The sequence below is a fragment of the Burkholderia ubonensis genome (assembly GCF_902833085.1).
Lineage (GTDB): Bacteria > Pseudomonadota > Gammaproteobacteria > Burkholderiales > Burkholderiaceae > Burkholderia > Burkholderia ubonensis.
Window position 1 is genome coordinate 835,718 of sequence record NZ_CADFEB010000001.1, and the last position, 15,921, is coordinate 851,638.

Below are 15,921 nucleotides of genomic sequence, written 5' to 3' on the forward strand. Positions count from 1 at the left end.
GGTGAAGCGATGAGTGTCATCGACAAACGTGAACGCGACCGCGAGCGCATCGCGAGCTTCGCGACGCTGCTCGAGCGGTTTCCCGAGCAGCGCTGCGTGGCCGGCGCGGCGGGCACGATCGGCTACCGCGCGGCCGGCGTGCAGCATGCGGGCCGCACGCTCCCCGTCGTGCTGCTGCACGGGATCGGCTCGGGCGCCGCTTCGTGGGTGCGCCAGCTCGATGCGCTCGGCGCTTCGCGGCGCGTGTTCGCATGGGATGCGCCCGGCTACGGCGCGTCGACGCCGGTGCACGGCGCGTCGCCGGCCGCCGCCGACTACGCCGCGGCGCTCGCCGCATGGCTCGATGCGCTCGGCATCGACCGCTGCGTGCTGGTCGGCCATTCGCTCGGCGCGATCGTCGCGGGCGGCTTCGCCCGCGTGATGCCGGAGCGCGTTGCCGGGCTGCTGCTGATCTCGCCCGCGGGCGGCTACGGCAACGCGCCGGCCGAGACGCGTGCGTCGCGCCGCGACGCGCGGCTCGCGATGCTCGACGAACTCGGCCCGGCCGGGCTCGCGGCGCAGCGCAGCGGCAACATGCTGTCCGGCTTCGCGAGCGAGGACGCACGCGCCTGGGTGCGCTGGAACATGGCGCGCATCGTGCCGGCCGGCTACGCACAGGCGACGCATCTGCTCGCGAACGCCGATCTCGCGTCGGACCTTGCGGGCTTTCGCGGCCGCGCGGCGGTGGCCGTCGGCGCGAACGATGCGATCACGCCGCCCGCCGCGTGCGAGCGGATCGCCGCGGCTTTGCACGTCGGGCTGCAGGTGATTCCGCAGGCCGGACATGCGGGCTACGTCGAGGCGCCGGCCGTCTATTCCGCACTGATCGACGCATTCTGCCGTCAGTGCGACCTGCAGCGGGGGCCGGCATGAGCGAACCGCTGCTGAATGAAAACGACGGCGCGAAGGGCGACGCGAACTACGTGGTGCCGGGCCTCGAACGGGGCTTGAGGATCCTCGCGGAATTCTCGCCGCGCGAGCCGGTGCTCGGCGCGCCGGAGCTGTCGAAGCGGCTCGGCATTCCGCGTACGACTGTGTTCCGGCTGCTGCAGACGCTCGAATCGCTCGGCTTCCTCGAGCGCGCGGACAAGGACCGCAACTACAAGCTCGGCATCGCGGTGCTGCGGCTCGGCTTCGAATACCTGAGCTCGCTCGAGCTGACCGATCTCGGCCTGCCCGTGATCGAAAGCCTGCGCGACGCGACCGGGTTCACGACGCACATCGTGATTCGTGACGGCCGCGACGTGGTGTTCGTCGCGAAGGCGCAGAGCCAGGCGCCGGTGTTCAGCTCGATCCGGGTGAACGTCGGCACGCGGCTGCCCGCGCACGCGACCACGCACGGCCACGTGCTGATGGGCGATCTGTCGCTGGGCGAGCTGCGCGCGCTGTATCCGGAGGGCGCGCTCAACCGGATGACGAATGCGACGCCGGACACGGTCGATGCGTTGTACGAAATGATCCGCGAGGATGCGTTGCGCGGCTACGGCGTCAGCAACTCGTCGTTCGAGCGCGGCATCTCGGTGGTCACCGCGCCGGTGCGCAACGACACGCAGAAGATCGTCGCGTGCATCACGGTGACGGTGCCGCGCCCGGAGATCGACGCGGCGCTGATCGCGGACGGCCTGATCGACAAGGTGCGGCGCGCGGCGGCCGAACTGTCGCGGCGGCTCAACTACCGCTCGGACGACGAGCATACGTTTCTGAAGGCTTTGGGGTTGTGATGATCCAGATCGATTTGACCGGACAGGTTGCGGTGGTGACGGGCGGCTCGTCCGGCATCGGGCTCGCGACGGCCGAACGGTTCCTGCAGGCGGGCGCGTCGGTCGCGATCTGCGGCCGGGACGGTGAACGGCTCGCGCGCGCCGAAGCCGGGCTGCAGGCGAAGTACCCGGGCGCGCACTTGCTCGCCGAACGCTGCGACGTGCTCGACGAAAGCGACGTCGCCGGCTTCGCGCAGGCCGTGTCCGCGCGCTTCGGCCGCGCCGACATGCTGATCAACAACGCGGGGCAGGGCCGCGTGTCGACCTTCGCCGACACGGCCGACGACGCGTGGCGCGACGAGCTCGAACTGAAGTACTTCAGCATCATCCGCCCGACCCGCGCGTTCCTGCCGATGCTGCGCGACGCCGCCGCGCCGAGCATCACCTGCGTGAACTCGCTGCTCGCGCTGCAGCCGGAGCCGCACATGGTCGCGACGTCGTCGGCGCGCGCGGGCGTGCTGAGCCTCGTGAAGTCGCTCGCGAACGAGCTTGCGCCGCAGCGCATCCGCGTCAACTCGATCCTGATCGGCATCGTCGAGTCGGGCCAGTGGCGCCGCCGCTACGAAGCGCAGGCGCAGTCCGGCGAAAGCTGGGAAGCGTGGACGGGCGCGCTCGCCCGCCACAAGAATATTCCGCTGAACCGCTTCGGCCGGCCCGACGAGGCCGCCTGGGCGCTCTTTTATCTCGCAACGCATCTGTCGTCCTATACGACCGGCAGCCATATCGACGTTTCTGGAGGCTTTGCACGCCATGTCTAACAAAATCACGGTTGGCGAGCTGATTGCCGCCTTTCTCGAGCAGTGCGGCGTGAAGACCGCGTTCGGGGTCATCTCGATCCACAACATGCCGATCCTCGACGCGATCAACTCGCGCGGCAACATCCGCTACGTCGGCGCGCGCGGCGAAGCCGGCGCGGTGAACATGGCCGACGGCCTCGCGCGCGTGTCGGGCGGCCTCGGCGTCGCGTTCACGAGCACCGGCACGGCGGCCGGCAACGCGGCCGGCGCGATGGTCGAGGCGCTGACCGCCGGCACCGCGCTCCTGCACATCACCGGCCAGATCGAGACGCCGTACCTGGATCAGGATCTCGCGTACATCCACGAAGCGCCGGACCAGCTGACGATGCTGGGCGCGATCTCGAAGGCCGCATTCCGCGTGCGCACCGTCGAGACCGTGCTGCCGACGATCCGCGAAGCGGTGCGCATCGCGCAGACCGCGCCGACGGGCCCGGTGTCGGTCGAGATTCCGATCGACATCCAGGCCGCCGAAATCGACTGGCCCGAAGACCTCGCGCCCGCGCATGTCGCGGTGCGCGAGCACGACGGCGCGCGGGTCGCGAAGCTCGCCGACGCGCTCGCGAGCAAGCGCCGTCCGCTGCTGTGGCTCGGCGGCGGCGCGCGCCACGCGCGTGCGGAAGTTGAGCGCCTCGTGCAGCTCGGCTTCGGCGTCGTGACGAGCGTGCAGGGCCGCGGCGTGCTGCCTGAAGACCACCCGGCGACGCTCGGCGCGTTCAACGTGCATGCGGCGGTCGAGGCGTTCTACAAGACCTGCGACGCGCTCGTCGTCGTCGGCTCGCGCCTGCGCGGCAACGAGACGCTGAAGTACAAGCTCGCGCTGCCGCAGCCGCTGTTCCGCGTCGACGCCGACGCGCTCGCGGACAACCGCGGCTATCGCAACGACCTGTTCATCCACGGCGATGCGAAGCGCGTGCTCGCCGAGCTGGCCGACCGCCTCGAAGGGCGTCTCGCCGTCGATCCGCAATTCGCGGCGGATCTGGCGGCGGCGCGCGAGCAGGCGGTCGCCGACGTCGCGAAGGGCCTCGGGCCGTACAAGCAGCTCGTCGACACGCTGCAGGCCGCGGTGGGCCGCGACTACAACTGGGTGCGCGACGTGACGATCTCGAACAGCACGTGGGGCAACCGGCTGCTGAAGATCTTCGAGCCGCGCGCGGGCGTGCATGCGCTCGGCGGCGGCATCGGCCAGGGGATGCAGATGGGGATCGGCGCGGCGCTCGCGGGCGCGGCGGCGAAGACGGTCTGCCTCGTCGGCGACGGCGGCCTGATGGTCAACGTCGGCGAACTCGCGACCGCCGTGCAGGAAAACGCGAACGTGATGATCGTGCTGATGAACGACCAGTGCTACGGCGTGATCCGCAACATCCAGGACGCGCACTACGGCGGCCGCCGCTGCTTCGTCGACCTGCACCAGCCGGATTTCGCGCAGTTCTGCGCGAGCCTCGGCCTCACGCACTACCGGATCACGTCGCTCGACCAGGCCGAGGGCGTCGTGCGCGACGGCCTCGCGAAGCAGGGCCCGGTGCTCGTCGAAGTGGACATGCTGTCGGTCGGCTCGTTCGCGTCGGCGTTCGCGGGCCCGCCCGTCAAGAAGGAAGCGCCCGAGGAGCGGCAATATGCTTAACGAACACGGACGGGGGCACGCACACGGGCATGCGCCCGTCGACGTCGCGATGATCGGCTTCGGCGCGATCGGCGCGGCCGTCTATCACGCGGTCGAGCACGACGCGTCGCTGCGCGTCGCGCACGTGATCGTGCCCGAGCATCAGCGCGACGCGGTGCAGGGCGCGCTCGGCGGCGCGGTCGAGGTCGTGTCGTCGGTCGGCGCGCTCGCGCATCGCCCCCAGTTCGCGCTCGAATGCGCGGGCCACAGCGCGCTCGTCGATCACGTCGTGCCGTTGCTGAGGGCCGGCACCGACTGCGCGGTTGCATCGATCGGCGCGCTGTCCGATCTCGCGCTGCTCGACGCGCTGTCGCAGGCCGCCGACGAAGGCAACGCGACGCTGACGCTCTTGTCCGGCGCGATCGGCGGGATCGACGCGCTGGCCGCCGCGAAGCAGGGCGGCCTCGACGAGGTGCTGTACGTCGGCCGCAAGCCGCCGCTCGGCTGGCTCGGCACGCCGGCCGAGGCGCTGTGCGACCTGCATGCGATGACCGGGGAGCGGGTGATCTTCGAAGGCAGCGCGCGCGACGCCGCGCGGCTGTATCCGAAGAACGCGAACGTCGCGGCGACCGTCGCGCTCGCGGGGCTCGGCCTCGACCAGACGCACGTGCGCCTGATCGCCGATCCGGCCGTGACGCGCAACGTGCACCGGATCATCGCGCGCGGCGCGTTCGGCGAGATGTCGCTCGAGATGAGCGGCAAGCCGCTGCCCGACAACCCGAAGACTTCCGCGCTGACGGCGTTCAGCGCGATCCGCGCGCTGCGCAACCGCGCGGCCCGCTGCGTGATCTGAACCGGCTGAGGACGCACCGAGATGAAACGACCCCCACGCTCACTACGTTCGCTGCCCCCCGAGGGGGCGGTCAGCCCCCTTGGGGCGGCCCGGCGGAGGCTGACATGACTGCATTCGATTCCACCCTCGTACCGAACGGCGAGATTCTCGTCGGCGGCGAATGGCGCCACGGCCGCGGCGCGAAGACGCCGAACTTCTACCCGGCCGACCAGTCGCTGAACGCCGAGATCCACATGGCCGACGCGGCCGATGCGAACGAAGCGGTCGAGGCCGCCGACGCCGCATGGCGCAAGGCCGACTGGGCCGGCCTGAAGCCGCACCAGCGCGCGACGGTGCTGTATCGCATCTCGGAGCTGATCCATGCGAACCACGAGGGGCTCGCGCAACTGCAGCGCCGCGACAACGGCAAGCCGATCAACGAGACGCGCGCGCTCGTGACGAGCGCGGCGAACACGTTCCGCTACTTCGCCGCGTGCGCGGAGACGATGGAGGAGGAGCTGACGCCGTCGCGCGGCGATTTCCTGACGATGAGCGTGCACGAGCCGCTCGGCGTCGTCGCGGCGATCACGCCGTGGAATTCGCCGATCGCATCCGACGCGCAGAAGCTCGGCCCCGCGCTTGCCGCCGGCAACGCGGTCGTGCTGAAGCCCGCCGAGGTGACGCCGCTCGCGTCGCTCGCGCTCGCGCGCCTCGTCGAGCAGGCCGGCGTGCCGCGCGGCGTCGTGTCGGTGATCCCCGGCAAGGGCTCGGTGGTCGGCGACGTGCTGGTGCGCCATCCGCGCGTGAAGAAGGTGTCGTTCACCGGCGGCACCGAAGTCGGCCGCGGCATCGCGCGGCTCGCCGCCGACAAGCTGATGCCGCTGTCGCTCGAGCTCGGCGGCAAGTCGCCGACGATCGTGTTCGACGACGCCGATCTCGATCACGCGGTCAACGGCGTGCTGTACGGGATCTTCAGCTCGTCGGGCGAATCGTGCATCGCCGGTTCGCGGCTGTTCGTGCAGCGCGGGATCTACGACGCGTTCGTGTCCCGGCTAGTCGAAGGCGCGCGCAAGCTGCGCGTCGGCGATCCGGCGAGCGAGCGCACGCAGATGGGCCCGCTGATCACCGGCCAGCATCGCGAGTCGATCGAGCGCTACGTCGCGCTCGGCCGCGACGAGGGCGGCCGCGTGCTGTGCGGCGGCGAGCGTCCGGCGGGCGACGGCCGCGAGCAGGGCTTCTTCTACCTGCCGACGATCCTCGACGGCCTGACCAATCGCGCGCGCATCTGCCGGGAAGAGATTTTCGGTCCGGTGCTCGTGGTGCTGCCGTTCGACGACGAGGCATCGCTGATCGCCGAAGCGAACGACAGCGTGTTCGGCCTCGCAGCCGGCATCTGGACCCGCGACTACAAGCGCGCATGGCGGATCGGCCGCGCGCTGGAGACGGGCACCGTGTGGATCAACACGTACAAGCAGTTCTCGATCTCGACACCGTTCGCCGGCTGGAAGGAGAGCGGGATGGGCCGCGAGAAAGGGCGCCTCGGCATCCGCGAGTACATGCAGCAGAAGAGTATGTACTGGGGCTTGAACGACGCGCCGCTGCCGTGGGCGAACTGAGCGAAGGGGAATGACGCAATGAGCATTTTGGGCATCGAGCAGATCACGTACGGCGTCGACGACCTGGCGACCTGCCGGCGCTTCTTCGCCGACTGGGGGCTCAGGGAAGTCGCGCACGACGACACGCGCGCGCGCTTCGAGACGATGAACGGCTGCACCGTGCTGGTGGTCAGGGCCGACGATCCGGCGCTGCCGCCCGCGTTCGAAACGGGCCCGACGCTGCGCGAAGTGACGTGGGGCGTCGCGACGGCCGCGGAACTCGACGCGCTGCGCGGCAAGCTCGCGGGCCAGCCCGGCTACTACGCGCACGACGACGCGGTCGGCTGCATCGATCCGAACGGGATGGCGATCCGCGTCGAAGTCACGCGCAAGCGCGCGCTCGACGTGAAGGGCTCGCTGTCGAACGTATGGGGCGAGACGCTGCGCGTCGATACGCCGAGCACGATCTACGAACGCGCGGAGCCGGTCGAGGTCGGCCACGTCGTGTTCTTCACGAACGCGCTCGACGCGCAGGAGCGCTTCTATCACGAGCTGCTCGGCTTCGAGACGTCGGATCGTTACCCGGGCCGCGGCGCGTTCATGCGCTGCGCGCCGCACGGCGGGCATCACGACCTGTTCCTGCTCGCGCTGCCGAACGGCAAACGCGGCCTGAACCACGTCGCGTTCACGGTGCGCGACATCCATGAAGTGTTCGGCGGCGGGATGCATATCGACCGCTGCGGCTGGGCGACCCAGCTCGGGCCGGGCCGGCATCCGGTGTCGTCCGCGTATTTCTGGTACTTCCAGAACCCGGCCGGCGGCCTGATCGAGTACTACGCGGACGAAGACGTGCTGACGCCCGACTGGCAGCCGCGCGAGTTCGAGCCGGGCCCGACCGTGTTCGCCGAATGGGCGGTGGACGGCGGCCTCGACGGCAACACGCGCCGCCAGAAGCATGCGAAGGCGCCGGAAGGCAAGTTCATGACGGAGCGCAAATCATGACTGACGCAACGAACGAAGCGGGCGCGGTGCGAACCGTCGTCGTGATCGGCGGCGGGCAGGCCGCCGGCTGGGTGCTCAAGACGCTGCGCGCGGAAGGCTACGCGGGGCGGCTCGTGATGATCGCCGACGAGCCGCACCTGCCGTACGAGCGCCCGCCGCTGTCGAAGGCGGTGCTCGCCGGCGATGCGCACATCGAGACCGTGCGCGTCGTGCATCCCGATGAATTCGCGGCGCTGAACATCGACGCGTGGCAGCCGGAGCGCGCGGCGTCGATCGACCGTGCGCGCCGCGTCGTGCGCACCGAAAGCGGCCGCGAGGTCGAATACGACCGCCTCGTGATCGCGACCGGCGGCACGTCGCGCCGTCTGCCGGCATCGCTGGTCAGGACCGCTAATCTGCACTACCTGCGCACGCTCGACGACGCAGCCGCGCTCGGCGAGAAGCTGCGCGCGAGCCGGCGCGTGCTCGTGATCGGCGGCGGCTGGATCGGGCTCGAAGTCGCGGCGACCGCGCGCAAGCTCGGCGTCGAGGCCGTCGTCGTCGAAGGTGCGTCGCGCCTGTGCGGGCGTTCGGTGCCGCAGCTCGTGTCGGACTTCCTGCTCGACCTGCATCGCGGCAACGGCGTCGACGTGCGCCTCGGCGCATCGCTCGTGTCGCTCGACGCACAGCCGGACGACGCGTCGAAGGTGCGCGCGACGCTCGCGGACGGCACGACGATCGACGCCGATTTCGCGGTGGCCGGGATCGGCCTTGCGCTGAACACGTCGCTCGCGACCGACGCGGGGCTCGCGGTCGACGACGGCATCGTCGTCGACGAATTCGGGATGACGAGCGACGCGGCCGTGTTCGCGTGCGGCGACGTCGCGAACCACCACAACGGCTGGCTCAAGCGCCGCGTGCGGCTCGAATCGTGGGCGAACGCGCAGAACCAGGCGATCGCGGCCGCGAAGGCGGTACTCGGCGTGCGCGCGCCGTACGCGGAGATTCCGTGGTTCTGGTCCGATCAGTACGACGTGAACCTGCAGATCCTCGGCGATCTGCCGGCCGATGCGCAGCTCGTCGTGCGCGGCGAGCTCGCCGCGCGGCGCGCAACGCTGTTTTTCGTGGGCGACGGGCATGTGAGAGGTGTCATCGCCGTCAACAACGCACGCGAGCTGAAGCTCGCGCGCAAGTGGATGAACCAGGGCCGGGCAGTGGATACGGAAGCCCTGGCGGACACGAGCAAGGCACTGGCCTGACCGGGCGACGAGACAAAGGAGACACCCCGCATGAGCACTTTCGACAACGTCGTGGCCGGCCGGGCCGCGACGGACGCAGCCGCCGCCACACCCGGCGCGATCATCGCGCGGCTGGAGCGGCTTCCCGCCAATGCGATGCAGATTCGCGCGCGCGTGCTGATCGGCGCCGCGACGTTCTTCGACGGCTTCGACGTGATCACGATCGCCGCGACGCTGCCGCTGCTGATTCACAAATGGGGGCTGTCGCCGAACCAGATCGGCCTGCTGATCGCGTCCGGCGCGATCGGCCAGCTGATCGGCGCGTTCCTGTTTCCCGCGCTCGCGGAGAAGCACGGGCGCGTGAAGGCGATCGCGTGGAGCTCGGCCGTGATCGGCGTGACGAGCATCGCGTGCGGCTTTGCGCCGACCTTCGAGGTGTTCGTGCTGCTGCGCATCCTGCAGGGGCTCGGCCTCGGCGGCGAGCTGCCGGTCGCGGCCACCTACATCAACGAGATCACGCGCGCGCATGGCCGCGGCCGTTTCGTGCTGCTGTACGAGATCGTGTTCCCGATCGGCCTGCTCGTGTCGATGGCGCTCGGCGCGTGGCTCGTGCCGCGCTTCGGCTGGGAGATCATGTATTTCGTCGGCGGCATGCCGCTCGTGCTTGCGCTCGTGCTCACCCATCTCGTGCCGGAATCGCCGCGCTGGCTCGCGTCGCGCGGGCGGCTGCCGGAAGCGGGGCAGGCGCTCGGCGTGTTCGAGGCGTCGGTGAAGGGGCCGCTGCCGCCCCCGCCCGTCACGCAGGCCGCCGCATTCGACGAGATGGTGCGCCAGCATCCGAAGCGCCGCATGATCGACCTGTTCAGCGCCGCGTACCGGAAGCGCACGCTCGCGGTCGCGACGCTGTGGGCTACCTGCGGTTTCATCCAGTACGGGCTGTCGACGTGGCTGCCGACGATCTACAAGAACTTCTATCACGCGCCGCTGCAACTCGCGCTGAATCTCGCGGTGATCGGCTCGGTGATGGGCGTGCTCGGGTCGCTCGCGTCCGCGCTGCTCGTCGACCGGCTCGGCCGCAAGCCGGTGATCGTCTGGTCGTTCGTGCTGTGCGCGCTGTCGCTTGCGCTGGCGGGCGTCTATCACGCGGCGTCGGTGTACGTCGTCGCGACGTTCTGCTCGCTGTCGCTCGGGTTGATGGCGTCGGGGTTCATCACCGCGTATGTCTATACGCCGGAGCAGTATCCGACGAGCATCCGCGCATCGGGGTGCGGCCTCGGCAGCGCATGGCTGAAGATCGCGTCGTTCGTCGCGCCGATGGTGGTGCCGCACGCGATCATCGGCGGCGACCTGAGCCCCGCGTTCTACCTGCTGGGCGTGGTGCCGCTGATCGCCGCGGTCACCGTGCATTTCGTCGGGATCGAGACGAAGGGGAAGGTGCTGGAGGCGCTGGAGGCGTAGGCGCGGACGATTCCGCGCCGGCGTATTCCGGCGCGGTTCGCAAGCCCGCAGGAATGGAACCTGTCCGCACGGTTGCGGGCCGAGTCGAAACTTTGACAGGTGCGACTCCGGAACGCGGGAATAATCGGGAATTATTACAATCCTGTCATTGTTAACGGTTTGCTTTCAATAAGTGGGGTGATAATTTCAATTCTCCTTTAAACGGAAATCGATAAATAGAAAAAGGAGAAGATGAATGAATGGAGTCATACGACAGGGCTTGATCGTCGTCAGTGCATGCTGGCCGTTGTTCATGTCTTCGGCGCACGCGGGGGGCGCGCCCGACGTGTCGCCCATTTGCACGTCCGTATTCCAGGAGACGAGCGACGACTCCCTGCTCAGTCGCGGTTCGCATTGCCAGAAGTCGGAATCGTTCGAGCGGGTGCTGATTGGAGACGACAACAGCGAGACCGGCCGGGTCCGCATCGACGCCTACACGTATTCGGATAATCCGCTCAACCAGCTGTCGTGGCAGGTCCGGTTCCGGTTCCGCACGACGACCCTGTCCGGCAATGGTGGCGGGTTGCAGATCAAGCCGGTCATCGAATGCGGGTCGCAGTGCACCGTGTCGCCGAGCGCCGGCGTAGGCCTCGTGCCGGGCGGCCTGTCCGGTGAGACGATCGTCACCATCACGCCGAACATGAGCGGCGGCAATCCGCTGTATGTGCGCCCGTATGTGGAGTACCGGATCGTGAAGACCGGCGACTCGTTCGAGAACGGTTCGAGCCTGACCACGCATTCGGGCATGAGCTACGTGCCCGAGTTGCGCTGCGACGTCGGCCTCGCGAAAAGCAGCACGCAGGGATGCATCTACTGGAAGGCGCCGGCGGTGATGCGCACGGTCAAGACCGACAACCCGGATGTCGACGAATCCGCGAAGCACATCAAGGATGCGCAGGCGCAGGGGCTGCCGGGCAACTTCGTGCCGCGTGACGACGGTACGATCCTGCCGGGGTCGGACTCGCGGGCGCTGACGCGCACCCGCAACGCAACGCTGCGCGCCTCCAATCGCGATGCGTCCAAGCAGCAGTGCATTGCGCTGTATGGCCGGGTCACCGGACAATGCGTGTTCACCGGCGATTCCGAGGAAACACCGAGCGATTGCGATTGCGACGAGTATCCGTTCGCGGCAACCAACCAGGGCGCGGCGGGCGGCAAGTTCTCGGTCAGGCGCATCGACGCCAGCGACAATCGTCGCGCCGGCGCGTTCCTCGGCAATTTCTTCAGCGCGCAGCGTGTGCTCGACGGCGACGAATTCTACGTCGACGTCGAACCGGGCGGCGCTGTTTCCACGTCAAAGCGGCGCTGATTCGACGCTGCACCTGATCGACCGCGCGCATCATCGGGCTGCTTGCCGATGATGCGCGCGCCCGTAGTGTATTGACATGACGATGACGAACGACCTTTTACCGATGCCGGCATGGCTGGCCGATGCCTATCGCCGTTGCGCCGACGCCGTGCCGGGCGGCATGCGCGTCGAGACCGTGCCGGTCGAGCACGCGTGCGGACGTGTGCTCGCGCAGGCCGTGACCGCGCCCGAGGCGCTGCCGCGGCTTGCGCTCGCGGCGATCGAAGGCTATGCGCTGCGCGCCGGAGACGCGGCACACGCATCACCCGCGCGGCCGGCGACGCTGAATGTGCGTCTGCAATATCCGATTCTGATTCATCGCGGCGGCGATCCGGCGGCACGCGCGCTGTCGGCGGGCGATGCCGAATGGCTGCCGGCGCTCGCGCCGTTGCCGGCGCATGCGGATACCGTGGTGCCTCGCACGCGCAATCGCGCGCCCGCCGGGCAGCAGCATGCGCGCCTCGACCTTGACGCGCCGCCGGTCGAAGGAGAGGGTGTGATCGCGCGCGGCGCGGATTACGCATGTGATGCGCTGCTGCTCGACAAGGGGCAGCGCATCGGCGCGGAACAGCAGGCGCTGCTGATCGCCGCCGGCGTGCGTACCGTCGAGGTCAGCCGGCGGCCGCGCGTGTGCGTGGTCGTCGCGAGCTACGACCTCGTGCCGTCCGCGTGCGAGCGGCAGCCGTGGCAGCGTCCCGACGCGAACGGCCCCTATCTGTGCGCGCTCCTGAAGCAATGGGGCTGCGACGCGTCGCTCGAATATGTCGCTCCGCCCGACATGACCTTGCCTCCGCTGGAGTCCCGCGATGCCGAGCTGGCGTTTCGCCGCCGGCTTGCCGCGCTCGCGCAGCGCTACGACCTGCTGGTCGGCACCGGCGTGCTGGCGGATGATCCGCACCAGGATGCCGCGCTGAACCGGTTGCCGGTGTTTCCGGTCAGCGAGGCGCGCGTGACGCTGCCGCAGGTGCGTGGCGCGCGCTTCAATTTCGGCCGCAGCGAGGATCGTTCGCCGGCGCAGCGCCGCACGTTCGAGTTGACCGATGCGGCGGGCCGGCCGCGCGGCTCGCGCGTCGTGACCTATTTCGACCAGGCGACGCTCGTCAATCTGCCGGGCTATCCCGGCGACGTCGCGATTCTCGCGCACACGATCCTGCGTCGGCTGATCGATCTGCTGGAATTTGCCGACATGCCGGGACCGTACTGGGAGACGGGCGTACTCGGCGCGCCGACGTCGCGCGATCCGGTGCGGCATGACCTGCGCTGGGCGACGCTCGCGGCGGGGGCGGCGGGCGAACCGGTCGTGACGCCGCTCGCGGGCGAACGGGCCGATGCGCTCGGCGCGCTCGCCGGAGCCGATGCGCTCGTCGCGATCGAGTCGGGGGCGATGCCGCTGGCAGCGGGCTCGCCGGTGCTGTTCATGCGGCTCGATCAGTCGCGCCGGCCGGTGCGCGCTGTAGGGGACGCTGCGCAAGCGGCTCGATCTCCTGCGGTGGATGCATCGCATGCGGCAGCCCCTGATTCAGCACGCAAGGATGCGACGAGCGCGGCCGTCGCGCCGTCGCCGGACGACGCGATCGCGGCAGCCTGGGCGCGTCTCGACGCATGGCGGCGCACGCTGCCGGCCGACGCGCCGGAGCCGTTCCGCGGGCCGGCGAGCGACGACGACCTGCGCGCGCTCGAGGCGGGGCTGGGCGTCGCGTTGCCGGAGGCGTGGCGCGCGAGCCTGCGGTTGCACGACGGACAGGAAGCCGGGCGCACCGAGCCGTTTGCCGGCGAGACGCTGCTGTCCGCGCGGCAGATCCTCGCGCAGTGGTCCATCTGGCGCGATCTGGTCGTGCGCGGCGATCTGGCCGACTGCGAGGGCGAGCCCGAGCCGGGCATTCGCGGCGACTGGTACAACCTGAAATGGATTCCGCTCACGCACAACGGCAGCGGCGATCATCTGTGCGTCGATCTCGACCCGGACGAGGGTGGGAGGATCGGGCAGGTGATCAGGGTGTGGCACGACAGTCCCGAGCGCGAGCACGTGGCAGAGGGTGTGGGGGAGTGGCTGGCGCGTGGGGTGCCGGGTTGAGGCGTGGCTGGGGGCGGCCGAAAAGATGGAAGCCGACGATTCGTGAAAACGAGGAATGGGGCACGTGCCGCCGCTGATCGCGGCGGTCACCATGCATTTCTAACGGCAACTTTCCAGGTCAAACCTTCACCCCTTCACGCCGGGCTCGCCTGACGTCAACAGCGCGGCAATACCAGCGGCATCAAGCCAGCACAGCCTCCACGGGACGGCGGGGCGAGAATGGCAGGGTCGGCCCGTAGCCGAAGCGCAGGACGATATCAGGCCGTCGCCGGCCGGTATTGCCGACGATGCCTGCCAGATGCGGACGAAGGCGCGCGACCTCGACGGGCTGATTGATGAAGGCGACCTTGATCCCGAGGTTTGTCGCTGTCAGCGCGAAGCGCTGACAGGCCCGACCGACCCTGATCCAATGCACCTTGTCTTCCCGATCGCCAACGAACACGGCGATGCCTGCTGACGAATCGATTTGGCGGGCATATTTGTCGTTCTCGGTTCGGGCATTAAAGAACTGCTCGAACGCGAAGCGGCCGAGCGCGCTCGGCAGCACGGGATTCCCGCTTGCAGCGGAGAACAGGCCATCGCCCGACAACATGGCGCTGCGTGGGTTGAATCGGATCCATCGCTTCAGTTCGCTCATGAAAGCCCAATCCGCCATTTGAACGTCGTTGGCGGCTACAACCAGATCCCTGACCTTGTCGATCCTCATTCGGTCGGTGATGAGGGTCAGGTGAACGCCGGGCGTGGCGGCCGTCTGTTCGAGGAACGCGAGATCGGCGACAGGAACGGGACGTCTGTCATATTCGGCGCGCGTCGATTGTCGTTTGGCAATTGCAGCATAGAGTGAACTCGCTCTCATCGATCCGCGTACGAATGCATAACGTGCGCCGTCTCCGCCGGGAGCCATCTGGACCTCGCCCGGCCAGCCCGTTGCTGCAGCCGAGATGGCGAGGTTTTCCGCCGCGCATCCGAGGCTCACAAACAGATGATGGTCGTCCGGGTCGACAGCGGGTGTGCGGCGCGAGATATCCGGAAGAATGTCGATGAACCCGTCGCCGACATGAAACCGCCAAGGCTGCGTATTGTGGCTGTTGGCGGCAAGCGTCGCATAGCGGATGAGGCCACCAAAGTTCGGCGGCATTGTCAGAGCGGCACGCAGGCGCTTTGCATAGGCCTGATAGTCGGCCATCGATCCCACGGACGACATCCAGGCAGTCGTGCCGCCTGCCAGCATCAAGGCGCCGCCGGCGCCGACGAAAAAGGTTCGCCTGTTCATGCCAAATTCCCGTACGTTGTCGCGGCTGCCGTGTCAGGGTGCGGCGCGCACAGTGCTCGACCAAAGACTTGCTGAAAATGGGCACGGTGACACGCGACTCGGCACGCATCAAGACGCAAAGGCGATTCTCTCCGTCGCTTGAAATCTCAGCCTTTGTATCTCCGCTCCAGGCCGTTTTCGGCGCGCGTTGCCAATCATCGAGCCAGTCGCTTCAACCTATGTCAGGCAAATGCCGGCTCTGTTGACCTGAGTCAATTGCGGTCGGCTCGAGGTCGGGCCTGCGAAGCGGGTCCGTGCAGGCGGGCCGCTCACTCTTGCGGGCCGTGCATCTCGAAGTCGGTCATCTTCGGTATTTGATTTGTATCAAGCGCCGGATGACCCGGTGGTAGAGGATAGGATTTCACGAACCGGAAGGTGATCCATGGACGAACAGATCAAGGAAAAGATCCTGTCATTGCTGGATCAGCATCGAATCATGACGATTGCCACGCTCAGGCCGGACGGCTGGCCGCAGGCGACCACCGTGGGGTACGTGAGCCAGGGGCTGACGCTTTACTTCCTTTGCGGTCTGGAAAGCCAGAAGGCGGCCAATCTGGCCCGCGACGACCGCGTATCGCTCACGATCGACCACGACACGTCGGATCTGATGGCGATTACCGGTTTGTCGATGGCGGCGCACGCACAACCCGTGACTGATCGTGCCGAAGCGGAGAAGGTCTTGCGCATGCTTCCACTGAAGTATCCGGATATGCAAGCGCTGCCAATGCCGATGCCGTCTCCTGACGAAGTCCGGATATTTCGCGTGATTCCGACGGTCATTTCGGTGCTCGATTATTCGCAAGGCTTCGGGCACACCGATCTTTGCACTTGCTGATCTCCTTCCATAT

General features: G+C 68.4%; 13 protein-coding genes. 12 read left to right on the forward strand and 1 reads right to left on the reverse strand.

The features are described from left to right. Positions 1-9: 9 nt before the first annotated feature. From HWX31_RS03715 to HWX31_RS03765, 11 genes are all read left to right on the forward strand, one after another. Positions 10-912, forward strand: coding sequence for an alpha/beta fold hydrolase (locus HWX31_RS03715; protein WP_174965057.1), 903 nt, complete (start codon positions 10-12; stop codon positions 910-912). Next, complete coding sequence (locus HWX31_RS03720; protein ID WP_174965058.1) at positions 909-1,760, forward strand: IclR family transcriptional regulator; 852 nt, start codon at positions 909-911, stop codon at positions 1,758-1,760. The genes HWX31_RS03715 and HWX31_RS03720 overlap by 4 nt, the downstream gene beginning before the upstream one ends. After that, on the forward strand, positions 1,760-2,557 hold the full coding sequence (locus HWX31_RS03725) for an SDR family oxidoreductase (protein WP_174965059.1): 798 nt from the start codon (positions 1,760-1,762) through the stop codon (positions 2,555-2,557). The genes HWX31_RS03720 and HWX31_RS03725 overlap by 1 nt, the downstream gene beginning before the upstream one ends. Beyond that, entirely contained in the window at positions 2,550-4,217 is a 1,668-nt protein-coding gene (locus HWX31_RS03730; protein WP_174965060.1) for a thiamine pyrophosphate-binding protein, read from the forward strand. Before HWX31_RS03725 ends, HWX31_RS03730 begins: the two co-directional genes overlap by 8 nt. Next, entirely contained in the window at positions 4,210-5,049 is an 840-nt protein-coding gene (locus HWX31_RS03735) for an aspartate dehydrogenase (protein WP_174965061.1), read from the forward strand. Before HWX31_RS03730 ends, HWX31_RS03735 begins: the two co-directional genes overlap by 8 nt. A gap of 104 nt (positions 5,050-5,153) precedes the next feature. Continuing rightward, entirely contained in the window at positions 5,154-6,644 is a 1,491-nt protein-coding gene (locus HWX31_RS03740; protein WP_174965062.1) for an aldehyde dehydrogenase, read from the forward strand. Between the two features lie 18 nt (positions 6,645-6,662). Then, entirely contained in the window at positions 6,663-7,625 is a 963-nt protein-coding gene (locus HWX31_RS03745; protein ID WP_174965063.1) for a VOC family protein, read from the forward strand. Continuing rightward, the gene (locus HWX31_RS03750) at positions 7,622-8,863 is read left to right on the forward strand and encodes an NAD(P)/FAD-dependent oxidoreductase (protein WP_174965064.1); all 1,242 of its coding nucleotides are present in this window, start codon (positions 7,622-7,624) and stop codon (positions 8,861-8,863) included. Before HWX31_RS03745 ends, HWX31_RS03750 begins: the two co-directional genes overlap by 4 nt. Positions 8,864-8,893: 30 nt before the next feature. Beyond that, positions 8,894-10,300, forward strand: coding sequence for an MFS transporter (locus HWX31_RS03755; protein ID WP_174965065.1), 1,407 nt, complete (start codon positions 8,894-8,896; stop codon positions 10,298-10,300). A gap of 292 nt (positions 10,301-10,592) precedes the next feature. Next, complete coding sequence (locus HWX31_RS03760; protein ID WP_174965066.1) at positions 10,593-11,648, forward strand: NucA/NucB deoxyribonuclease domain-containing protein; 1,056 nt, start codon at positions 10,593-10,595, stop codon at positions 11,646-11,648. Between the two features lie 82 nt (positions 11,649-11,730). After that, positions 11,731-13,761 carry an SMI1/KNR4 family protein gene (locus HWX31_RS03765; RefSeq protein ID WP_174965067.1) on the forward strand — a complete coding sequence of 677 codons (2,031 nt, stop codon included), beginning with the start codon at positions 11,731-11,733 and terminating at the stop codon, positions 13,759-13,761. Between the two features lie 181 nt (positions 13,762-13,942). Here HWX31_RS03765 and HWX31_RS03770 read toward each other — a convergent pair whose 3' ends face one another. Then, the gene (locus HWX31_RS03770) at positions 13,943-15,034 is read right to left on the reverse strand and encodes an Acg family FMN-binding oxidoreductase (RefSeq protein ID WP_174965068.1); all 1,092 of its coding nucleotides are present in this window, start codon (positions 15,032-15,034) and stop codon (positions 13,943-13,945) included. A 421-nt stretch (positions 15,035-15,455) separates the two neighbouring features. Between HWX31_RS03770 and HWX31_RS03775 the strand changes: the two genes are divergently transcribed. Then, positions 15,456-15,908, forward strand: coding sequence for a pyridoxamine 5'-phosphate oxidase family protein (locus tag HWX31_RS03775; RefSeq protein WP_059612477.1), 453 nt, complete (start codon positions 15,456-15,458; stop codon positions 15,906-15,908). The last annotated feature ends 13 nt before the right edge of the window (positions 15,909-15,921 follow it).